Genomic DNA, 22,177 nt, shown 5'->3' with positions numbered 1-22,177 from the left:
TTAGTCTCTAGAATCCTTCCCGATTTCCGATTCCCGATTCCCGATTCCCGATTCCCGATTCCCGATTCCCGATTCCCGATTCCCGATTCCCGATTCCCGATTTCCGATTCCCGATTCCCGATTTCCAATTCCCGATTCCCGATTCCCGATTCCCGATTCCCGATTCCCGATTCCCGATTCCCGATTCCCGATTCCCAATTCCCGATTCCCGATTCCCGATTCCCTAGTTCCTAAGTTGCCAACTTCGGCCAAATTTGATGAAACTTATCGAAACAGCGGTCCGGTGGCGACATGGCACATTTGTTCTGTTCTGCCTCCTAGCCCTATGTGGCATCTTAGCCCTATTCCAGCTTCCCCTAGAACTTCGACCAGGAGGTGATACTCCAGAAATTACCATTAGCACCTCCTACGCTGGAGCAGGACCGACGGAAGTAGAAGACCTGATTACTAGACCGATCGAAGAAGCCGTCGAAGAAGTCACAGGAGTTAAAGAAATTACCAGTAGCTCTCGCCCTGGACGCAGTCGGATTTCTCTCGAATTCAATTGGGGAACAGATATTGATGCTCGCTTAGTAGATGTCTTGAGCAAATTACAGCGAGTGTCCTCTCTACCCCCAGAAGCGGGAGACCCCTCTGCTGAAGTGGTCAGCGGTGTTAGCCGTCCCATGATGTGGATTGTCCTAATGCCCAAAGAAGGCTATGATTCTGACCCAGACCATTACCGTGACTTGATTCAAGATGCCATCGTACCCAAGTTACGGCAAGTGGAAGGAGTGGGTCAGATTATTACTCCTGGGGGACGGGAACGGGAAGTGGAGGTGATTGTAGATCCGAAAGCCTTAGCTGACCGCAATCTAACCCTGTCTAATGTAGTGAATACTTTGCGCAATAATAACCGCAATATTCGCGGTGGACCGATGGTAGTGGGAAGACGGGAATACCGAGTTCGCACCGTCAGTCGCTCTGAGGATGTGAAGGAGTTGGAAGGGTTTGTGTTGCGCCGAGACCAATCAGGAATTGTCTATTTGGGAGATGTAGCTGATGTCAAAATTGGTCGCAAGCTTCAAAGTACGGTTCTTGTAGCAAATGACCAACCAACCGCTGGCATTGGTATCGAAAGACGAATTGGTAGCAATGTCCCAGAAATATCTAAGGGGGTCAGAGCAGTACTCAAGGAAATGGAAGCCCAACTGGAACAGCAAGGAGAAGGTGTCGAGTTTTTAATTAACTACGACGAGAATGGCTATATTAACCAATCTATTGCCTTAGTGCAGCAAAATTTGATCATGGGTGCGATACTAGCATCCCTAGTGTTGCTGCTGTTTCTCGGGTCATTGCGCACCGTAGCAGTAATTGCCCTAACTATTCCGACTACTATTATTACCGTCTTTATTGTCTTAGCCTTGCTAGGTCGCTCTCTGAATGTGATCAGTCTGGCAGGATTAGCCTTTGCTGTCGGAATGGTGGTGGATAATGCCATTGTGGTGCTAGAAAATATCTTCACCCACATGCAACGGGGAAAAAATCCGATCCGAGCTGCTATTGACGGTACTCAAGAAGTGTGGTCAGCTATGCTAGCCTCTACTCTGACTACCGTAGCAGTATTTGCTCCCATTGTTTTAGTGACAGGGCAGCCAGGACAGGTGTTCTTTGATATTGGTATTGCTCTATCGACATCGGTATTGTTTTCCCTGTTTGCAGCTCTGACCCTAGTGCCTATGCTATCGGGACTGTTTCTTAATCAAGGGGAGGCGCAACAGATTTTGCAGGGGATGGGGGATGTCGGCACCCAAGGTTTAGACCCAAAACCATTGCGCCCAAAGCAGCGAAATAGAGGAGCAAAAATCCAAAATGTCCTGGTGCTAGCTGTAGCTAAAACTTCAGCAGTATTTAGAGTATGGCAAGGCAAGCTAGAGAGATTGTTATTAAAAACCGTGCGTTGGTCTGTTGGTGGCAAACGGATCGGAAGGCGTTTGGCTGTGTTGTTGATTCCTGTAGTATTGCTCTTTGTCAGTATTCGGTTACTCCCCCCCATGGATTACCTACCAGAAGGGAACCGTAATTTAATTATGTGGTTAACGGAACCCTTTCCAGGCACCAGTATTCCAGAATTCCTACGGCTATCCCAACCGGCCAGAAAGTTCTTGGCACAGCAGCCGGAAATTGACCGAACCTTGGTATTAGCACGCTCCGGACGCAACGCGATTTTAGTCCGTCTCAAGCCAGAGTTAGCTACCGCTAGGAATCTGGATAACATGGTGAATCGGATGGGAAAGGTAGGGTCTAATTTCCCTGGTTATCGCTTTGTCGTTGCCAGGCGCATTCCCATTTTTCGTAATCCAGGTAAGTCCTATACGGTGCGTGTGGTAGGACAAGACCTGGATCAATTAAACCAGTGGGGTCAGGATATTACTAAGCAATTGCGCCAACTGGACGGTGTGCGCAATGCTCGTTCGAGTTTTGTTACTGGTGCGCCAGAATTACAAGTCATTCCCAATCGGGTGCGACTGGCAGAAGTGGGCTTGTCAGAAGCTGAGTTAGGGAGAATGGTTGAAGCTGCTCTCGGTGGGATTAGAGCCTCAGAATTTGTGGATGGTAAACGGGAACTGGATGTGACCGTTGAATTACAAAATACCGTTGTCAAAACCCCAGAACAGTTGCGTCAGTTAGCTATGTATACTCCCAATGGTGGGCAAGTACAACTGGCTGATGTGGCTGAAGTACTAGATACCACCGGACCCGATCGGATTAACCGAGTGGATTTACAGCGTTCTATTACCCTAACCGTTAGTGTCGAGCGCTCAGCTCCCTTAGGCAAACTAGTTCAGCAAACAGAGGAGCAGATTCTCAAACCCTTCCGGAAAAATCTACCTGCTGGCTATCGTGTCGAGTTAGCTGGTTCAGCAGATTTGCTATCAGAAACGTTACTTCAATTGGGGTCAATCTTTCTTCTGTCTTTACTGATTACCTATCTGTTGCTAGTAGCACTCTACCGTTCTTTTCTCTATCCCATCGTAATTATGGCAACCGTACCGATAGGATTAACCGGAGCGTTGTTGAGTTTGGTGATAGTGAACAGAATTCCTGGTGTAGTGGTACCGCTGGATATGATTACCGGGTTGGGATTTGTGATTCTGACTGGAGTTGTGGTGAATAATGCCATCCTTTTAGTAGACCGAGCCTTGCAATTACAGCGAGAAGGAATAGATTACGATACATCCTTGTATAGAGCTGTATGCGATCGCTTACGACCAATATTCATGTCTGCTGGAACTACAGTACTAGGAATGTTACCGTTAGCAGCAATACCAGGGAAAGGAGCTGAATTATATCAAGGATTAGGGATTACCTTAACTGGGGGATTAGCTTTGTCTACATTACTGACACCTACAGTAGTTCCAGCATTGATGGGATTATTAGGAGACTTTAGGGGTCAGAAGCTGAAACCCTCTGAGGTGAATAATAAAGAAGAATCCCGTGAAATGGTTAGAGTAGATTAATCTTATTGGTTACTGGGGGATATCAAGGTTGAAGGTTTAAGGTTGAAGGTTTAAGGTTGAAGGTTGAAGGTTTAAAGTTGGGGTGCATTTGACTGTCTTAATGGAAAGCGCGGTCTTGGGGAGGCAGTTGCTTAATAATGGAATAATTTTAAGAGTTTTGTGGAATAGGCATCTTGCCTGTTCAAGATCTGGTGGAATGGGCATCTTGCCTGTTCAAGATCTGGTGGAATAGGCATCTTGCCTGTTCAAGATCTAGTGGAATAGGCATCTTGCCTGTTCAAGATCTAGTGGAATAGGCATCTTGCCTGTTCAAGATCTAGTGGAATAGGCATCTTGCCTGTTCAAGATCTGGTGGAATAGGCATCTTGCCTGTGGCTGATCTGGTGGAATGGGCATCTTGCCTGTTCAAGATCTGGTGGAATAGGCATCTTGCCTGTGGCTGATCTGGTGGAATGGGCATCTTGCCTGTTCAAGATCTGGTGGAATAGGCATCTTGCCTGTTCAAGATCTGGTGGAATAGGCATCTTGCCTGTTCAAGATCTGGTGGAATAGGCATCTTGCCTGTTCAAGATCTGGTGGAATAGGCATCTTGCCTGTGGCTGATCTGGTGGAATGGGCATCTTGCCTGTTCAAGATCTAGTGGAATAGGCATCTTGCCTGTTCAAGATCTAGTGGAATAGGCATCTTGCCTGTGGCTGATCTTTTTGGGCGGGCAAGATGCCCGCTCTACGAATATTCAAAAGAAGATTCAGCAACGCTCATCTACCCATATCCCTATCTCTCCATCTATACTTTTAGAAAGTTACAGCCCTACCAAATTTGATTTGGAGGCAAAATCAACTTAACTGCGTCAGTTCTGTTGGAGCCAGAGTATTAAATTCTATTGTTCACAAGTAGAGACATGAATGCTGGAAATACCCCTGGTTATCTCCTCAAGCAGATAGAGTCAGCACTGTGTCGTGCTTTCCCTAGTAAAACTAAATTAGAAATGATGCTACGACATCAATTCAGTCAAAATCTGGAAGAGATTGCTCGTGGTGAAAATTTGACTGAAATTGTTTACAAAGTAGTACAAGATTTCAATACTAGCAATAGTTTAGCACAATTAATTAAGAAAGCCCTTAACGAAAATCCCAATAATGCTAGCTTAAAGGCAATCAAGGAAAAATTTGAAATTACGACTAGTTTAGTCAACCTATTGCTTCCTTTCGAAAAACAAATCATCAAGCAAATGCAACAGGCTTATAGCGCTTGTTGTTACGATAAATTAGGGGATAATCGGAAATATTAAATCCCTGATAATTTAAATGATATTCTAGATAATTTAGATAATATACCTAAACAAAATGATCATGAAAAACATATTATAGAATTTGTTGCTCGTTTATTAATAACTGGACATATTCCCAAAACAATTGCTGAACAACTCAAGCAATGGTTAGAAGAAAACGATTCTGCTGCTCAATGGGAACGTCTAATCAAAACCCTGAAATTTCAACAAGATGATTTGTTGTTAGATGAAGACGGAACAGTACTTTTATCGGAAGATGAATTACTGCCGCCTAGACATTCTTTTGATTCTAACTGGCTCAATGAACTTGAAGCTCCTGAAGGGACAGTTAAGCTTCGCTCTAAATTCTACCTGCAGCGAGAAAACGAAGCTAAATGGTTAGATAAAGTGTTAGGATGGGGAGAAACTATCCGTGTCAAAGGTGCTCATCAGATGGGCAAAAGCTCCTTGCTAGCTCGTATGCACCAACAGGCTAAGCAAAATAGTCAAGCTGCACTCTATCTTGATTTTCAGCGTCTTGACAAAACGTTTTTATCCACTCTCGACTCCCTGTTACGATATCTAGCCGCTCGCATGACCAAGCACTGGCGAACTTCCCGTTCACCAGACTCCTATTGGTCTAGTTCCTTGGGAGCAAAAGATAAATTATCTGATTTTGTGCTTGAAGAAGTTCTTGAAAACGCTGACTTACCTATTCTACTGATATTTGATGATGTTGATCGAGTTTTCGATTATGACTACAGAGATGACTTTTTTAGTCTAATTCGAGCTTGGCATAATGAGCGTGCTATAGAAGAGCAATGGGAAAAACTTAACCTAGTTCTAGCCTATTCCACAGAAGCGTTTCTATTTATTCAAGATTTAAACCAATCACCGTTCAACGTCGGTATTTCTATTGAACTAGGAGATTTGAGTCGTTCTAAGGTTGAGGAAATGAATCGTAAACATAATAGCATAGCCCGGTCATCTGGTGAAATTGACTCCCTGATCAATTTACTAGGAGGACATCCATACTTGTTAAGAAGGGCTTTTTATACAATGGCTACAAGAAGCATCAGTGTACCAAAATTCTGTAGAGTAGCAGGTGATGATGATGGTCCATTTGCAGAACACTTATCTCGATATCTTAGGCAACTTGAAGCATGGCCAGATTTGCGACATGCCATGCAAGACGTTATCAGAAAACACAAATGCACGAATAACGAAATTTTTTATCGGTTACGGAAATCAGGATTAATTCTTGGACACAGTCCTGATGCCGTACAGGCAAGATGTCAGCTTTATGCACAATTTTTTAAAACGAGACTATGAGTCATGAATTCTGATCACAACCCGATCCAGAGTAGCCCAGATCCAGATTACTATGTAGTAGGCGGAACGTTAAAAGTTTCAGACCGTAGTTACGTACCCCGTGCTACTGACCAGGAACTTCTAGACAATCTGATCAACGGAGAGTACTGCTATGTACTAACCACTCGTCAGATGGGCAAATCTAGTTTGATGGTACGCACCGCAGTAAAATTAAAGGAATTTAATATACGTAGTGCCATTATTGATTTAACCAGCATCGGCACTTCTGTTGGATTAGAAGCTTGGTATCTAGGGCAAATTCGACGTATTGTAAGACAACTGCGTCTACACTTCGACTATGAGAGTTGGTGGAGAGAAAATGCCAGCTTTAGTGAAGTAGATAGATATTCAATGTTTATCTCAGAAATATTATTAGAGAAAGTTTCTTCCTCGGTTGTATTATTCATTGATGAAATAGATTCTACCCTTTCACTATCCTACACCGATGACTTCTTTGCTGCTATACGTTCCCTCTACAACGAACGTGCAATTAACTCGGAGTTAGAGCGGCTAACTTTTGTGCTTTTGGGTGTAGCCTCTCCATCGGATTTAGTAAAAGCTGTTGAACGGACTCCTTTCAATATTGGAAGGCGTATTGAGTTAAACGATTTCACTTTGGAAGAAGCTAAACCTCTTGCTGCTGGACTGGCACCAGGATCTGAGCAAGCATTCAAGCTACTACAGCAAATAATTAATTGGACAGGAGGACATCCCTATCTTACCCAGAAAACTTGTCAAGTTGTGGCACAGTGGGCTAAGGAAAGTTGGGATACTACTCAAGTAGATAAGATTGTGGAAAAGCTTGTACTAGCAACTTTCTTGACAAAGCGTGGTAAGCAAACTGATGACAATTTGCATTTTGTAAGAGAACGTCTTTTAAGAGAATCACAATCAGCAGAATTACTTAAGCTTTATTCTTTGATAATAAAAGACATAATTATAATTAATAAGGAGCGAAATTTAACTCATGCAAGACTAAAGTTAATCGGTATAGTAAAAGCTAATGATTTAGGCATACTTGAGGTGCGAAATCGAATCTATTCTGAAGTTTTTAATATCACTTGGCTCAATAACAACGGAGTCACAATAGACGATAATAGTACAGGTTCGCAAATCAGCGATAAATTCAATACTAATTATGTCCATCAAAATATCTCTAAATACGATAATAATAAGGTTACAGAAACCATTATTCAAAGTGGAAGTAGTAACAATACGATTAATATTTATTACGATAGTTCAACTATTATTGCAAGCGATTCACTGTTAACTCGACAAGACTACCGCAATCGTCAGGCATTGCTTGCCAAAGTCAAAAACTATTGGGTTAAAGGTGTTTTAGAAGAATCTTTATATCACCAAGTGCTAATCGAACAGGGACTAGAACAACGGCCTGATGCGCTTGCTAACCCTTTGAGCCAGATTATAGAGATTGGGGACTCCTCACCTCAACTACTCCCAGAAGGGACTAAGGTAATTAATATTTTTGACCAAATTAGTCCAGGTCGAACGCTGCTTATATTAGGTGAACCAGGGTCAGGTAAAACCACAACGTTACTAGAACTAACCCGTGACTTGATTGCCCGTGCTGAGCAAGATATTGCTTACCAGATTCCTGTGGTATTGAATCTATCCTCTTGGGCATATAAGAACCAAAATATTGCTACTTGGCTAGTCGAAGAACTAAACACTAAGTATGATGTTCCTAATCAAATTGGACAAGCTTTAGTCATCCAACAGCAACTGCTCCTGCTCTTAGATGGTTTGGATGAAGTCAAGGCTGACTATAGAGATGATTGTATTATTGCTTTGAACACTTTCTCTAAGCAGTACGGCGCAGAAATTGTCGTTTGCAGCCGCATCAAAGACTACCAAGCCCTCTCTAACCGTCTGAACTTTACAAGTGCGGTTTATTTGAGGTTGCTCACCTTAGAACAAATCTATCATTACCTGGATAGTTTGGGGGCTAATGTTACAGGATTGAGGGCATTAATTACAAAGGATAGGGTACTGCAAAAGTTAGCTCAATCTCCTTTGATGCTCAATATTATGACTCTGGCTTACCAAGGAGTAGCTGTTGAAGACTTGCCTAAAACTGACTTGCTAGAAGAACGTCGCAAACAGCTATTCAGTGCCTACATTGACAGCATGTTTAAGCGTCGGCGGACTAATCAGAGATACAGTAAAGCTCAAACAAAGTATTGGTTGGCTTGGCTTGCAAAGCGGATGGTTGAGAATCAACAAAGGATATTTTTAATTGAACGAATGCAGCCTACCTGGTTGCTAAATCGAACTCAGAGGATAGTTTATTCAACTCTATTGAAGTTGGTGTGTGGGCTAATTTTTGGCTTAACGGGTGGGCTAATTGTTTTTAGCTTCACGGGTGTGCTAATTTATGGCTTAACGGGTGGGCTAATTTTTAGCTTAACGGGTGGACTAGTTTTTAGTTCACTTTTGGGGCTGGGAAGTACGCAAGAAATAAAGCCTGTTGAAACTCTGGATTGGTCTCGAACACTAGAGAATGCAATAAATTTTAATGAAATTATTAAAGGGATAGGTAGGCTGATTGTTGGACTGAGTGTTGGGCTAGCTTTTATCCCGGTTTTTGGATTGTTTTTTGGACTGTTTTTTGGACTAGTTTTTGGGTTAATAGGTGGGCTTATTGGTTCTAATATAGAGTTAAAAGCAGCTCCTAATCAGGGGATATTTAGATTTATATCAGCAGTTAAAGCAGCTCCTAATCAGGGGATATTTAGATCAGCAGTTAACGCGAGAACTCTGGGATTATTGAGTGTGTGGATATTTGGATGGATGGGTTATCTTATTGCTGGGTTATCTACTCGGCTGATAACTGGATTGATTACTATTTTGCTAATGAGTATGTTAAGTAATGCTGGTATTGCTTGTATTCAACATTTTGTCTTGCGTATAATTCTATTCTGTAGTGGATACATTCCGTGGAACTACGCTCGTTTCTTAGACTACGCAACTGATCGTATTTTTTTGCAAAAGGTTGGCGGTGGCTACATGTTTGTCCATCGGGTGCTACTAGAGCATTTTGCTACCTTGGAACCATGGGAACTAGAATAACGGGGAGTTGATTAATGTTGGGTGCATCTCCTAAAAGCTGTTTGAGCCGGTGGTGCGTTACGGGGTGGGCTATTTCAAAGCTGGCGAAGAAGCGGAAAATCACGGCGATCCCACCCCTAACACACCCTACGCAAAATTTACTGAAGCGACATAACGGTAAAGTTGAGCGGTGTGAAAGCATTTTATAACAAAGCTCAACACTTTTGCTTTCACATCCGCTCCAATGCCATGTTAGGCAAACGAAAGTTGGTGGTGGTTGGATGGAGGTATAAAATCCAATTTACAAGATTGCCCACCACTCAAACTTCTTGATGGGCAAATTATTTGTAGAAGGTTTTTCCTTCCTCGACCAGTCCTAAGGTTTGGAGGGTGTCGTTGATAGCATCCATCATACCCAGGTCTTGCAGGGTTCCTTTACCATTTACTACGCGACGCAGAGCGACATAGAAGGTAATTTCCCCAACCGCAATTTCGTCGGTCTTGCTACCGCCAGAAACAATCTTCTGAGCATAAGAGTTTAATTTTTCTTCGATCAAGTCATTCAGGTTCATTATTAGTCTCCTTTGAAAGGTTCGAAATGCTTGCCTAAAGCCCTTTGATTGGGCCTGCACAGTGGCTCTTCGCTGACAGATCCTACCATGAAATGTGGGACAATGCTTACTGTTACATTAATGCAAAAATGCAGCTTGCCAGGGAACGAGAAAATCATAGGGAGGGCAAGGGGATATTTAGATCAGCAATTAACGCGGGAACCTTGGGATTATTAAGTGGGTTGATATTTGGATTGATTGGTGGAATTATTGATGGGTTATCTGCTGGGTTGATAACTGGAGTGATTAGTACTTTACTAATGAGTATGTTAAGTAATGCTGGTATTGCTTGCATTCAACATTTCATCTTGCGTATAATTCTATTCTGTAGTGGACACATTCCGTGGAACTACGCTCGTTTCTTAGACTACGCAACTGATCGTATTTTTTTGCAAAAGGTTGGCGGTGGCTACATATTTGTCCATCGGGTGCTACTAGAGCATTTTGCTACCTTGGAACCATGGGAACTAGAATAACGGGGAGGCGTTTGCTACCATATCAAATAGAAACCTGATCAAGTCTATGACTCTAGCAATTGCCCTTGAATCCGCACCTATAGAGACAGATGCCCATGGTGTTGTACGAGTTGCCAAAACTCGCGTCACCCTAGACACTGTTGTGACTGCTTTTCTTGAGGGATGCACGCCAGAGGAAATCGCAGAGCAATATCCATCCCTACAACTACCAGATATCTACTTGGTTATCGGTTACTACCTCAGACATCGAGATGAGGTTCATACCTATCTGGTAGAACGTCAACGTCAGAGAGATGCAATTCAGCAGGAGGCTGAACAACGTTTTAATCCTATTGGAATACGCGATCGCTTACTAGCTAGACAAGTAAGATTTCTACCTCTACGGTAAATAGGAGTAGTTGCTGCTACCATTACCGTTAAATTACTCAAGTTTCCGAACGGAACGGAGGTGCTAAAATCTCCAATTGTGCGGAGTGACGTGCAGCTTAGCTGGGTTTTTAGGTTAAAAACTGCGTATTTTTGTTAACTAGAATAGAAGAAACTCTTTTGTGCGGGAAGTAGAGATCGCCATGAAAGTAGCCACCACAGCTGTTGAAACCAATCCCATTGTGTTGAAGATGCCCCCGGCATGGGCTATGGATGATGACCAATTTTTTGAGTTTTGTCAGATTAATCGAGATTTACGAATTGAGCGCACATTAGACGGAGAAATAATTGTTATGCCCCCCACAGGAGGTGAAACATCTCAAAAAAATTCCAACATTAATTTTCAGCTACAGTTGTGGAATCGCCAAACAAAGCTAGGCAAGGTATTTGATTCTTCTGGTGGATTTAAGCTGCCCAATGGTGCAGAACGTTCCCCTGATGCTTCTTGGGTCAAAAAAGACAGGTGGGAAGCCCTAACGCCTCAACAAAGGAAAAAGTTTATTCCTCTGTGCCCAGATTTTGTGATTGAGTTGCGCTCTCCCAGTGATAGGGTGAAGAGTCTTAAGGAAAAGATGGAAGAGTACAGGTCAAATGGCGCTCTGTTGGGGTGGTTGATTGAGCCAAATAGTCGTCAAGTATATATTTACCGTCCTGGGGTAGAAGTGGAGCAGTTGGACAATCCAGCTACGGTGAAGGGGGATGAATCAGTGCTGCCTGGTTTTGTCATGGTCATGGAAGAAGTTTGGGAAGGCTGAACAACGCTTTAATCCAATTGGAATACGCGATCGCTGAAAGCGGGACGCGCGTCCATCGCCTAATAGCTAGGCGCAATCAATCCGGCGTTGCTGAATTAAGGAATGAATGCGGGATCATCTGGTTTTGGTCAAGCCCCCGTTGGTCCCCCAAATTTGGGGGACTTTGAAAGTCTTGTTCCCCCCAAAATTGGGGGGCTAGGGGGGCTTGACCATACCCATAATCAGCAACGCAATCAATCCAGGTAATCCCAAATGGCTCGATTCCTGGCAGATGAAAATTTTAATACCAAAAGATTAGTTGCTTAATCGATAATGGGTAATGGGTAACTGACCTAACTGTACCTGAGATGATTCCTTAGAGGATATCTGAAAAGTTTTTTTATACTGAATTTTGCCCCCCTAGCCCCCCAACTTTGGGCAGGGCTGTTTCAAAGAAAAATAAGTTAACGATTATTGGAGATAGGGGGATAGGGGGATAGGGGGATAGGGAAATAGCTCAAAATTTTCCTACAAATCCCCAAATTTAGTCATTAAAATCTGACTAATTAGCCGGCTTCAATCAACTCAAATGACTAACAATTCGTGATTCGGCTTTTGAGTATGGTTAGATAAATTTGGCCAAAATCACGACTATTCGCGCTCCTTTTCTCCCCATCTCCCCATCTCCCCATCTCCCCATCTATTTTTGGCCAGAATGAAACAGCCCTACCAACTTTGGGGGGAACAAGAGTCAATTGGCTTCAGTCCCCCAAAATTGGGGGATTTAGGGGGCTTGGATGTAGCAAATGAGACTTCTCAGACAACCTCTTAGAAAAATCGTGTAGGTTAAACATGTGTTCAGTAGAGTCATCATGTTGCACCAACTCCTCACCTGGATCATAGCCCTAGCCCTAACCCTCTCCACTACCTTACTACCCATTGCTCCTGCCTCGGCTAACCCAGTCCAAACCGAGAACGTCGAGGTGCAATTAATCAGCGAAGTCATCAATATTCAACCTGGAACCCCCTTCTGGGTAGGACTACACTTCAATATCAATCCCGGCTGGCACACCTATTGGCGAAACCCTGGTGACTCGGGTCTTGGAGCTACCCTTAACTGGAACCTACCCCCCGGCTTTGAAGTGGGAGACATCGTGTGGCCCTATCCCCAGCGGCTACCCCTTGAGCCATTAATGAACTTTGGTTATGAAGAAGAGGTTACCCTACTCAGCCAAATCACACCCCCAGCCAACCTAGCTACTCCCGATTCTCTCCAACTCCGAGTAAAAGCGGATTGGCTGGTCTGTGAAGTAAACTGTATTCCGGAAGAAGGCACCTTCAACCTCACCTTACCAATTACCTCTAGACCTCCCTTAGTCAACCAACAGTGGGTAAACTTATTTGAGCAAGCCCGTCAAGCTCTACCCAAACCTTCCCCATGGAAAGTCACGGTCACTATCGAACCAAAAGACTTAACCCTGCAAGTTGAAGCCCCGGAAATGGAAGAGGCTCAAATCCAAGAGGTCATCTTTTTCCCACATCAAGACGGTATCATTAGCAACCCAGCGCCCCAAAACCCAGAACTTAATCAAGATGGAATCACCTTGCGATTGCAGCGAGGCTATCTTAGGAAACTCGACCCAATCACTGGAGTGCTAGTGATTCGAGAATCCCTAGACAACCAATCCGTAGTCCAAGCCTTCACCATTGAAGCCGCAGTAAGCAATGAAATAGGCAAAACTGCCGCAACCCCAACCCAACCCCGATGGCAAGTGCTCCTGCTAGCACTACTCGGAGGCATAATCCTCAACCTGATGCCCTGTGTCTTCCCAGTGCTATCTCTCAAAGCACTCAACATAGTCCAAAAATCCCAGAAAAGTCCCCAGCAAGTGAGACGGCATGCGATCGCATTCACCGCAGGCATTCTCGTCAGTTTTACCGTAGTCGCCAGTGTGCTATTAATTTTGCGATCGCTAGGGCAACAAATCGGCTGGGGATTCCAGCTACAATCCCCCGTTTTCGTTACCTTAATGGCATATCTAATGTTTGCCGTTGGCTTAAGCCTATCGGGAGTCTTTATCTTCGGTGCTTCAATCATGGGAATTGGGCAACGATTAACCACTCGCTCAGGATACATCGGGGAATTTTTCACAGGAGTCTTTGCCACCGTAGTCGCCACTCCCTGCACCGCACCATTCATGGCAACCGCCCTGGGAGTAGCCCTGACCCAATCCGTACCGATAGCGATCGCAATCTTTGAAATGCTCGGTCTTGGGCTAGCCCTGCCCTACTTAGCCATTAGCTTCACCCCAGGATTGCAGCGTATTTTACCCAAACCAGGAGCATGGATGGAAACCTTCCAACAGCTTCTGGCATTCCCCATGTACGCCGCAACCGCCTGGTTAATCTGGGTATTAGCCCAGCAAACTGGAACCAACGGTTTAGCAGCCGCCCTAGCAGGGCTAATCCTAATTGCCTTTGCCACTTGGCTGCACCAAAAAACCCGCCTACTCCCCCCTCTAGGAAAGCATCTTGGCTCAATCTGCGCCTTAGTCGCCCTAGGATTTTCCCTAAGCTTAGCCCAAGTTTCCAGCACCACTCCTACTCCACTGACCCATAATCAAAATCAGGGCATCAAATGGCAAGCCTATACAGCTAAACGACTAGTTAAACTAAGGCAATCAGGAAGCCCAGTATTCCTGAATTTCTCAGCCTCCTGGTGCATTACCTGTCTAGTTAATGAGCGTGTCGCCCTCAACCAGCCAGAAACCATAGCCGCCTTTGAGTCTAAAAAAATTGCCCTACTCAAAGCCGACTGGACTAATCGTGACCCAGCCATCACCAAAGCTCTAGAATCCTTTGGACGCAGTGGCGTACCCCTTTATGTATTGTATCCAGGAGACTCAGAATTCACCAAGCCCATTATACTACCTCAGATTCTATCCCCAGATCAAGTTCAACGTGCCATCAAAAAACTATAGCAAAGGGAACAGGGAGTAGGGAGTAGGGAGTAGGGAGTAGGGAGTAGGGAGTAGGGAATATGGCATCAAAAATTATCACAATTCATTTAGAATCCTTATAGAAAATTTAGGTAGAATTTAAGGAGATGGAAAATAACAAGTAACAAGTAATAATAAACAATCAACAATCAGCCATCAAAAAAAATGAACAATGTTATCAAATTAAACGGTCATAAAATTACCACCACTGGATTAGTAGCCCTAGCCTTAATTATCACTGGATGCCAGAATACTCCCGTCACTAAAGATTCCAACACTACAAGTCCAGCCTCCACCGCAATTGCAGCATCATCACCATTACAGATTGATCAAAAAGCACCAGAATTCACTGGAGTTGACAGCAACAATACCACCCACAAGCTCAGTGATTTCAAAGGCAAAGTCGTAGTATTGGAATGGACTAATCACCAATGTCCCTTTGTCCGCAAACATTACAACAGTGGTAACATGCAGAAACTTCAGAAAGAAGCCACCAGCAAGGGAGTAGTGTGGTTATCAATTATCTCCTCAGCTCCAGGACAGCAAGGTCATGTCACCCCTCAAAAAGCCAATGAATTGATTCAAAGCAGTAGCGCTAGTCCCACAGCAGTAATTATAGACTCCGAAGGCACCATTGGTCGTCTATATCAAGCTCGCACCACACCCCATATGTATGTTATTGATACTGATGGAGTCTTGAAATACATGGGAGCAATTGATAATAAACCCTCAGCTAATCCAGCGGATGTAGAAACTGCTACCAATTATGTCCAAGCTGCTTTGAATAGTGTTATCAATAATAAACCTGTGGAAAAAACAGTCACTCAGCCTTACGGTTGCTCGGTGAAATATAATAGTTAAAGGTGTAAGCAATTAGCAATCAGCAATCAGCAATCAGCATATCCTTAGATGGTCAAATCCCCAGACTTTCTATTATCATTAATCTCGAACTCTTAAATTCTACCAAACGAAGTTTATTTTAAGCTGACAACTGACAGCTGATAGCTTATAGCTTACATATTAGCTGTATCTCTAACAACTTGTAAAAATTGCTCAAGAGTAGGACAAGGATTAGTAATACGCCATGCGATGGCTAAAACAATTCAAGATCGTCATATTTGGGTACAAGTAGCACGAGGTCAGGTTAAGTTAGATAATTACTTGCTACAAGCTGGTGATGGTGCTGCTATTTCTCAAGCAGAATCTGTGATGTTAGTGGGTCAAGAGCAAGCAGAGGTGTTGCTGTTTGATTTGGCTTTGAGCATCTGTAAATCTGAAGTTACCCGTTTCCCAGTTCCAGTTTATTGTAAGCATTCAGTTATCAACTCCTCTATCAAATACTCAGAAGTATAGCGCTACGCGCAAGGCATGCATGCATGCATGCATGCATGCAAAAGTTTACTATAATAGCTTTTCAGATTGTATCAATGTCAAACACCTTAATGCGTAGTGCTATAACCTTTTGAATCAAGCAATTGAATCAAGGAAAACTTAGGCATTTTCATGAAGGTCAAGAGTAGATGAATAGTGGTGGAAACCCCTCACGAAACTAATAGCTAAAAAATTTTGTAATTAATTATTTTCAATTAACCCTCAGAAACCCCACTGGTTTAAGACACTGGTGGGGTGAATTTGTTATTGGTGATTGGTGATTTACGAAATATCATTTGATGTTTCGTTTCAGCTGCGTAAGTCCTAGGCAGGAGTATTATGATTGTTCTTGAGATTGTTGCAGCCACCCTTGGCAGTACTGAATCAGGGTCTGAATGCGATCGCATACTCCCTTCTGCCTCAATTTGGCTGTCTCAGCACTCCGGGATGCCTGCAGAAGCATCAGGTCATTTTCCAATAATCGGATCTGTTTGTGAATTTCGGTTTTTAGGGACTGCCATCGAGAGACATAATCGAGAGGTATGTCTGAGGCACTAATACTAGCGATCTGAGTGATGAACAGCCCCTTTAGTGCTTGAAACTGCTGCTGATTTGCTGATCGGGCCACATCATCAGCGCCAATTTTGTAGTACATTTGTTCTAGGGCTTGTTGGAATTCTCGTAATGGTTGATTATGTGATTGAGATAACATTGTGAGCCCTATTAGCGTAAAATTATAAATGTAAAGAATTTTTTCTTTTTAAACAGGACTTACGCAAATGCTCCCTAAATCTCCCAATTCTGGGGGACTTTGACATCATTACCCCCCAAAATTGGGGGGCAGGGGGGCAAAACCAACTAAACTTCGTAAGTCCTATTAAAGACAAGGTAGTTACCAAAACAACAATTTGGCTCTGCCACTTAAATATTGAAGCAAGCTTCCATCTCTTTAAACTTGAGGATCCGGACAGCATTCTGGCTTGACGAAAAAGGAGGGTGAGAGGAAGCTTTACTTACAGTGATTGCTTACTCAGAAGGGTTTGGCTGCATGGATAGGCTTGCCGCCCTTCTGAGTCAGTACTCATTTTGCTAGATTTCGGTTTTCCTCGACTCCAGTATCTATTTTTTTCTCTGAGGGGCAAATAATTATGGACGCGATCGCCACCTACTCTATTCTGAATTTTAACGTTGAGATTCCTGACTGGCTGCAATATTGCTTAAAAGCCGCTTCATCAGCGGCAGAGGAACCAGTCGGTGATCATACTTTGTTAATCGCTGAGGCATTTAAATTTGCTTACCAACTCCATGAAGGTCAGTACCGCAAATCTGGAGAGCCTTACATTGCCCATCCGATTGCAGTGGCTGATCTATTAAGGGATTTGGGCGGCAACTCTACTATGATAGCGGCTGGATTCCTCCATGATGTAGTTGAAGATACGGAAATTACTCCAGAAGAAATAGAATCCCGGTTCGGAGTGGAGGTACGAAATTTAGTAGAAGGGGTAACAAAACTATCTAAATTCAACTTCTCCAGTAAAACTGAGCGTCAAGCCGAGAACTTCCGCCGGATGTTCCTCGCCATGGCAGCAGATATCAGGGTAATCGTTGTGAAACTGGCAGATCGATTACATAATATGCGGACCTTGGAATACTTGAAGCCAGCAAAACAGGGTCAGATTGCCCAAGAAACCCGAGATATCTTTGCCCCCCTAGCCAATCGGTTAGGAATTGGTCGCTTCAAGTGGGAACTAGAAGATTTAGCCTTTAAATATCTGGAAAGGGATGCTTATCGGGAAATTCAGTCCTTGGTAGCAGAAAGACGCTCAGACCGGGAACAGCGGCTGAAGGAAGTCTCAGAACTTTTGCGAGAGCGCATTGAGAAAACCGGTGTTCATTGCGTTGATCTTAGTAGTCGCCCCAAGCACCTTTATGGAATATATCAGAAAATGCAGCGCCAGAACAAGGGGTTTAATGAAATCTATGATCTTGCTGCCATGCGGGTGATTGTGGAAACTAAAGAGGAATGCTACCGAGCCTTGGCTGTTGTTCATGATCTGTTCAGACCAATTCCAGGTCGGTTTAAAGATTATATTGGTTTACCCAAACCCAATCGCTATCAATCCCTCCATACCGGAGTGATTGGGTTTAATGGTCGCCCGATCGAAGTCCAAATTCGCACCCTGGAAATGCACCATGTGGCGGAATGGGGTATTGCGGCTCACTGGAAGTATAAGGAAACGGGTGGCTCTAATACTACTAAATTCACGGCTGATGACGAAAAGCTGACTTGGCTGCGGCAGTTATTGGAATGGCAGAAAGACCTGAAAGATGCTCAGGAATACATGGAAAACATCAAAGATAACCTATTTGATGAAGATGTCTATGTATTTACACCAGATGGTGATGTAGTCGCTTTGAGTCGGGGGGCAACTGCCGTAGACTTCGCCTATCGGATTCATACCGAGGTGGGAAACCATTGTGCTGGTGTACGAGTTAATGGGGAGTGGCGGGTACTTGATTCTCCTCTAAAGAATGGGGATATTGTAGAAATTCTCACCACCAAAAACGCTCACCCTAGTCTAGATTGGCTTAACTTTGTGGTAACAGCCAGTGCGAGAAATCGTATTCGGCAATGGTTTAAGCGATCGCATCGGGAAGAAAATGTGGCTCGGGGTCGGGAACTCTTAGAGAAGGAACTTGGGAAAAAAGGATTTGAAGCCTTGCTCAAATCAGCACCAATGCAAATTGTGGCGGAGCGCTGTAACTACCACAAAGTAGAGGATTTACTGGCTGGTCTGGGTCACGGTGCAGTGACACTGAACTTTGTAGTGAAACGACTACGGGAAGAACTACACGCTGGTTTAGACAATGAGCCAGGAGAAAGTGAAGTGGTTCAAGAGTATTCTAGCTCTACCCCCATTCATCCCCAATCCCAACTTCCTGCTAAGACACATCCTATTGCTGGTGTAGAAGGACTACTGTATCGCCTTGCTGCATGTTGTAACCCCTTACCGGGAGAATCCATTATTGGGGTAGTCACTCGCACTAAGGGGATTTCCATTCATCGGCAAGGATGTGTGAATGTGGAAAATGTTTTAGGAGAAAGACTAGTACCGGTCAGCTGGAATCCCACTGATATCGATAACGGACGTCCCCAAACCTACCCGGTGAATGTGCAAATTGAAGTGATTGACCGGGTTGGTGTCTTCAAAGACATTCTGTCTCGCTTAAGTGACCAAAACATTAATGTCCGTAAAGCTCAAGTCAAAACTCAGTATGGCAGACCAGCTCTAATTGACCTGTGTATTGATATTCTCGATCACCAACAACTAAACTGCAGCTTTGCCAAAATTCAACAAATGAGCGATGTGTTAAATATCCGACGTGTTTCCCAGGTGGAGGAATGTAATTGAAGGTAAGAAGGTTAGGAGGTTGAACGCGAACGCGTTGCCTTTTGGCCAAGGTTAGGAGGTTGAAAGTTAGAAGGTTGAAAGTTAGAAGGTTAAGACTTAACAGTCAAGATTCAACCAACAGTCAAGATTCAACCAACAGTCAAGATTCAACCAACAGTCAAAATTCAACAGATAACACTCAAACAGTCAAGATTCAACAAACAACTTGTTTTTCTTCTGAACGTCGTCTAGGCACTTCATAGGTGAAGAAATCATAGGCTAAGATGGTATTTGGGAAAATTGCCCGTGCTTCTTGAAGCAAATCATCTAACCTAAGGGGGTTTCCTGGAGCATAACGAGGACTGAAATGGGTCATAATTAGCTGTTTGACCCCTGCACCAAGGGCAACTTGGGCTGCCATGGTAGAGGTAGAATGTAAGCGCTCAATAGCCATCTGAGCGTCTTGATGGGCAAAAGTAGCTTCGTGAATCAAAACATCCCCATCCTTTGCCAGTTCAATGGCCTGCTCACAGAAGATAGTATCGGTACAATACACTACTTTACGACCAGTTTCGGGTGCTCCACACAAGTCAATGCCCTTAATCTCACGCCCATTAGGTAGGGTAATCGTTTCTCCCCGTTTGAGTTTACCGTAAAGAGGACCAGACGGAATTCCTAATGCGATCGCTTTTTCTACATTAAACCTGCCCGGTCGGTCTTTTTCACACACTCGATAGCCAAAGGCTGGTACACGATGTTCGAGGGGTAGACAGCTAACGGTAAATTCCTGGTCTTCGTAGAGTAAACCAGGTTTTATGGTGTGAACCTTGAAGGGGAATGCCAAATGGGTGCGAGAGTATTTTAGGCAAGCTTGGAGATAACTATCTAAACCCGGTGGTCCATAAATATCAACCCTGTCGATGTTTCCCGCTAAGCCACAGCTTGCTAACAGACCTGGGATACCAAAAATATGGTCGCCGTGGAGGTGGGTAATGAACATTCGTCTGATCTGGCTGCTTTTCAGGTCACTCCGCAAAAGTTGATGCTGAGTACCTTCGCCACAGTCAAACAGCCAGACTTCTGCACGCTGAGGTAAGCGCAGCGCTACACTGGACACATTGCGCGATCGCGTTGGGACTCCGGAGCTAGTTCCTAAAAATGTAATTTCCACGCAGCCTGTTTTTGAATCTTCCTCTATATATAGTACACAGGCTCAGTCTGATCATGCTGAGTGCTAAATTGCCTGAGATACAAAGTTCTGGATTTTAGGGAACAGGGAATAGGGAAGAGGAAACAGCGGATCTGGAAAAAAATCCTGTTTACCTCATTACTATGATTAACGCTATATAACGTGACATGGGGTAAGCATTCAGCCGTCAGCTAATGCGCTACGCGCAAGCTACTTAAGGTACTATCAGCTTATGCTTCACAGCGTCGTTCGCACAGCGTGGCCAAAGGCCAAAGCCTGTGCCACCCTACTTGATGTGCTAGCAGGCGGGAGAACTGCAAGGGGTCAGATGAGTAAAACGAGCAGGGATTTTCAACCAGCCGTACCAGCCCGTAAGCTTGTTTACTACTTCCGGTTCATTAGCTGACAGCTGTTCGCGTAGCGTGAGCTAAAAGCTCACGGCTGATAGCTGAATGCTTATGACATGGGTTTATAAAAATCCCCCAAAGCCGAAAACCCCGTGTCTAATGACCGGGGTCTGAAATTACCGTAAAAGAGTGGAGCCTTTATGGTCGAAACGGTTATGCGTCAAAGTTTCAAGTCTTTGTAATAAGGCGACCCTCTGAAAGGTTTCGTCTCCAGAATGAAGGCTAACAGCGGCTTGACGCGCCGTGAGAAAAATATTTTTATATTTCCGGCAATTTTACTCTGTGTAGTGTAGACTAAAGTAGTAGTTAAAGGTCGATACTAATGATTGTTTTAGAGTTCAAGGCAATTGGCAAACAAAAGCAATATTTAGCAATAGAAGAAGCGATTAGAACAGCTAAATTTGTTCGCAATAGCTGTATTCGCTATTGGATGGACAATAAAGGTGTTGGAAAATTAGACCTCAACAAATATTGCACTGTCTTAGCAAAGCAGTTCCCGTTTGCCAATGAATTGAACTCTATGGCTCGGCAAGCCAGTGCTGAACGAGCATGGTCATCAATTGCCCGTTTCTACGAAAACTGTAAGAAAAAAGTTCCCGGAAAGAAAGGTTTTCCTAGATTCAAAAAACATTTTCACTCAGTCGAATACAAGACTTCTGGATGGAAATTATGTTCAGATAAAAAGTCAATCATTTTTAGTGACAAAAAAGGGATTGGGAAACTCAAAATCAAAGGAACATGGAATTTATGGCGCTTTGACAAAAAGCTAATCAAGAGGGTTAGGATAGTCCGTCGATCCGATGGTTACTATGTTCAGTTTTGCATTCAGATCGATATCAATGAGTCTGTTCCAGCAACAGGTACGACTATTGGCTTAGATGTTGGGTTAAAAGACTTCTACACTGACTCGAATAGCAATACTGTACCTAATCCTAGGTTTTATCGCAAAGGGGAAAAGCGTCTAAAGTTCTATCAACGTCGAGTTGATCGAAAAAAGAAAGGCTCTGCTAACCGCAAGAAAGCAATTAATAAACTTGGTAGGACACACCTTAAAATAAGTAGGCAACGTGTTGGCGAAGCCTGCGCGTAGCGCATAGAACATGCAAAGGGACTTGCACGTTGCGTAGTCCGGTCTAACGACCTGGTAGCCTATGAAGATTTAAGGATCAAGAATATGGTTAAAAACCACTGTCTTGCCAAGTCTATTAATGATGCAGGTTGGTATCAATTCCGGAGTGCGATTCGTTAGCTATAAACCTTATCCAATAAGGATTTGGAGGATTAGCTGCTTGGTTAAATGAACCATGACAACTTGATAACCATGGTGGTGAAATTCCACCCCTCGTGAAATCCGAGTGACAG

At 43.8% G+C, this 22,177-nt stretch carries 16 protein-coding genes and 3 pseudogenes; 15 read left to right on the top strand and 4 right to left on the bottom strand.

Features of this window, described 5'->3' with window-relative positions; translation table 11 throughout:
• From F6K51_RS28070 to F6K51_RS28060, 3 genes and pseudogenes are all read left to right on the top strand, one after another.
• Positions 1-234 (top strand): annotated as a pseudogene (locus tag F6K51_RS28070) (hypothetical protein); the annotation flags it as partial.
• 23 nt (positions 235-257) lie between these two features.
• On the top strand, positions 258-3,500 hold the full coding sequence (locus tag F6K51_RS28065) for an efflux RND transporter permease subunit (protein ID WP_293026310.1): 3,243 nt from the start codon (positions 258-260) through the stop codon (positions 3,498-3,500).
• A 173-nt stretch (positions 3,501-3,673) separates the two neighbouring features.
• Positions 3,674-3,796, top strand: coding sequence for a hypothetical protein (locus F6K51_RS28060; RefSeq protein ID WP_293026308.1), 123 nt, complete (start codon positions 3,674-3,676; stop codon positions 3,794-3,796).
• Positions 3,797-3,841: 45 nt separating this feature from the next.
• Here F6K51_RS28060 and F6K51_RS28055 read toward each other — a convergent pair whose 3' ends face one another.
• Positions 3,842-4,024: a hypothetical protein gene (locus tag F6K51_RS28055; protein ID WP_293026306.1), complete on the bottom strand. Its 183-nt coding sequence runs from the start codon at positions 4,022-4,024 to the stop codon at positions 3,842-3,844.
• A 377-nt stretch (positions 4,025-4,401) separates the two neighbouring features.
• Between F6K51_RS28055 and F6K51_RS28050 the strand changes: the two genes are divergently transcribed.
• The 4 genes and pseudogenes from F6K51_RS28050 to F6K51_RS28040 all read left to right on the top strand — a co-directional run bounded on the left by F6K51_RS28050 (position 4,402) and on the right by F6K51_RS28040 (position 9,231).
• Positions 4,402-4,791 carry an effector-associated domain EAD1-containing protein gene (locus F6K51_RS28050; protein ID WP_293026304.1) on the top strand — a complete coding sequence of 130 codons (390 nt, stop codon included), beginning with the start codon at positions 4,402-4,404 and terminating at the stop codon, positions 4,789-4,791.
• Positions 4,792-4,995 (top strand): annotated as a pseudogene (locus F6K51_RS38640) (hypothetical protein); the annotation flags it as partial.
• Positions 4,996-5,010: 15 nt separating this feature from the next.
• Positions 5,011-6,102 carry an AAA-like domain-containing protein gene (locus F6K51_RS28045; protein ID WP_293026302.1) on the top strand — a complete coding sequence of 364 codons (1,092 nt, stop codon included), beginning with the start codon at positions 5,011-5,013 and terminating at the stop codon, positions 6,100-6,102.
• Between the two features lie 3 nt (positions 6,103-6,105).
• Positions 6,106-9,231, top strand: coding sequence for an AAA-like domain-containing protein (locus F6K51_RS28040; protein WP_293026300.1), 3,126 nt, complete (start codon positions 6,106-6,108; stop codon positions 9,229-9,231).
• 320 nt (positions 9,232-9,551) lie between these two features.
• On the opposite strand, the gene F6K51_RS28035 is transcribed toward F6K51_RS28040, so the two are convergent.
• Positions 9,552-9,782 (bottom strand): hypothetical protein, encoded by a 231-nt coding sequence (locus F6K51_RS28035; RefSeq protein ID WP_293026298.1) that lies wholly within the window; start codon positions 9,780-9,782, stop codon positions 9,552-9,554.
• Positions 9,783-9,910: 128 nt separating this feature from the next.
• On the opposite strand from F6K51_RS28035, the gene F6K51_RS28030 reads away from it, so the two are divergent.
• From F6K51_RS28030 to F6K51_RS28005, 6 genes are all read left to right on the top strand, one after another.
• Complete coding sequence (locus F6K51_RS28030; RefSeq protein ID WP_293026296.1) at positions 9,911-10,297, top strand: hypothetical protein; 387 nt, start codon at positions 9,911-9,913, stop codon at positions 10,295-10,297.
• Between the two features lie 46 nt (positions 10,298-10,343).
• Complete coding sequence (locus F6K51_RS28025) at positions 10,344-10,685, top strand: DUF433 domain-containing protein (RefSeq protein ID WP_293026294.1); 342 nt, start codon at positions 10,344-10,346, stop codon at positions 10,683-10,685.
• Positions 10,686-10,866: 181 nt separating this feature from the next.
• Entirely contained in the window at positions 10,867-11,478 is a 612-nt protein-coding gene (locus F6K51_RS28020) for a Uma2 family endonuclease (RefSeq protein WP_293026292.1), read from the top strand.
• Between the two features lie 851 nt (positions 11,479-12,329).
• Positions 12,330-14,438: a protein-disulfide reductase DsbD domain-containing protein gene (locus F6K51_RS28015; protein ID WP_293026290.1), complete on the top strand. Its 2,109-nt coding sequence runs from the start codon at positions 12,330-12,332 to the stop codon at positions 14,436-14,438.
• Positions 14,439-14,621: 183 nt separating this feature from the next.
• Positions 14,622-15,317 (top strand): redoxin domain-containing protein, encoded by a 696-nt coding sequence (locus tag F6K51_RS28010; RefSeq protein ID WP_293026288.1) that lies wholly within the window; start codon positions 14,622-14,624, stop codon positions 15,315-15,317.
• 228 nt (positions 15,318-15,545) lie between these two features.
• Complete coding sequence (locus tag F6K51_RS28005) at positions 15,546-15,809, top strand: hypothetical protein (protein WP_293026286.1); 264 nt, start codon at positions 15,546-15,548, stop codon at positions 15,807-15,809.
• 355 nt (positions 15,810-16,164) lie between these two features.
• Here the strand turns inward: F6K51_RS28005 and patD are convergent, their stop codons facing one another.
• Positions 16,165-16,539: a heterocyst frequency control protein PatD gene (patD, locus tag F6K51_RS28000; protein WP_293026284.1), complete on the bottom strand. Its 375-nt coding sequence runs from the start codon at positions 16,537-16,539 to the stop codon at positions 16,165-16,167.
• 436 nt (positions 16,540-16,975) lie between these two features.
• Between patD and F6K51_RS27995 the strand changes: the two genes are divergently transcribed.
• Positions 16,976-19,240, top strand: coding sequence for a bifunctional (p)ppGpp synthetase/guanosine-3',5'-bis(diphosphate) 3'-pyrophosphohydrolase (locus F6K51_RS27995; RefSeq protein WP_293026282.1), 2,265 nt, complete (start codon positions 16,976-16,978; stop codon positions 19,238-19,240).
• A 193-nt stretch (positions 19,241-19,433) separates the two neighbouring features.
• Here F6K51_RS27995 and F6K51_RS27990 read toward each other — a convergent pair whose 3' ends face one another.
• The gene (locus F6K51_RS27990) at positions 19,434-20,390 is read right to left on the bottom strand and encodes a ribonuclease Z (RefSeq protein WP_293026280.1); all 957 of its coding nucleotides are present in this window, start codon (positions 20,388-20,390) and stop codon (positions 19,434-19,436) included.
• A 747-nt stretch (positions 20,391-21,137) separates the two neighbouring features.
• Between F6K51_RS27990 and F6K51_RS27985 the strand changes: the two are divergent.
• Positions 21,138-22,049, top strand: a pseudogene (locus F6K51_RS27985) (transposase); the annotation flags it as partial.
• Between the last annotated feature and the right edge of the window lie 128 nt (positions 22,050-22,177).

Source organism: Moorena sp. SIO3I8 (genome assembly GCF_010692325.1).
GTDB lineage: Bacteria > Cyanobacteriota > Cyanobacteriia > Cyanobacteriales > Coleofasciculaceae > Moorena.
The sequence above is the reverse complement of the archived record's forward strand: the minus strand, read 5'-3'. Positions and strand labels throughout refer to the sequence as shown.

Coding starts and splice junctions, on each gene's coding strand:
- F6K51_RS28065 (WP_293026310.1), top strand. CDS start 258: ATGAAACTTATCGAAACAGCGGTCCGGTGGCGACATGGCACATTTGTT.
- F6K51_RS28055 (WP_293026306.1), bottom strand. CDS start 4,024: ATGCCTATTCCACCAGATCTTGAACAGGCAAGATGCCTATTCCACCAG.
- F6K51_RS28050 (WP_293026304.1), top strand. CDS start 4,402: ATGAATGCTGGAAATACCCCTGGTTATCTCCTCAAGCAGATAGAGTCA.
- F6K51_RS28040 (WP_293026300.1), top strand. CDS start 6,106: ATGAATTCTGATCACAACCCGATCCAGAGTAGCCCAGATCCAGATTAC.
- F6K51_RS28035 (WP_293026298.1), bottom strand. CDS start 9,782: ATGAACCTGAATGACTTGATCGAAGAAAAATTAAACTCTTATGCTCAG.
- F6K51_RS28030 (WP_293026296.1), top strand. CDS start 9,911: ATGCAGCTTGCCAGGGAACGAGAAAATCATAGGGAGGGCAAGGGGATA.
- F6K51_RS28025 (WP_293026294.1), top strand. CDS start 10,344: ATGACTCTAGCAATTGCCCTTGAATCCGCACCTATAGAGACAGATGCC.
- F6K51_RS28020 (WP_293026292.1), top strand. CDS start 10,867: ATGAAAGTAGCCACCACAGCTGTTGAAACCAATCCCATTGTGTTGAAG.
- F6K51_RS28015 (WP_293026290.1), top strand. CDS start 12,330: ATGTTGCACCAACTCCTCACCTGGATCATAGCCCTAGCCCTAACCCTC.
- F6K51_RS28010 (WP_293026288.1), top strand. CDS start 14,622: ATGAACAATGTTATCAAATTAAACGGTCATAAAATTACCACCACTGGA.
- F6K51_RS28005 (WP_293026286.1), top strand. CDS start 15,546: ATGGCTAAAACAATTCAAGATCGTCATATTTGGGTACAAGTAGCACGA.
- patD (WP_293026284.1), bottom strand. CDS start 16,539: ATGTTATCTCAATCACATAATCAACCATTACGAGAATTCCAACAAGCC.
- F6K51_RS27995 (WP_293026282.1), top strand. CDS start 16,976: ATGGACGCGATCGCCACCTACTCTATTCTGAATTTTAACGTTGAGATT.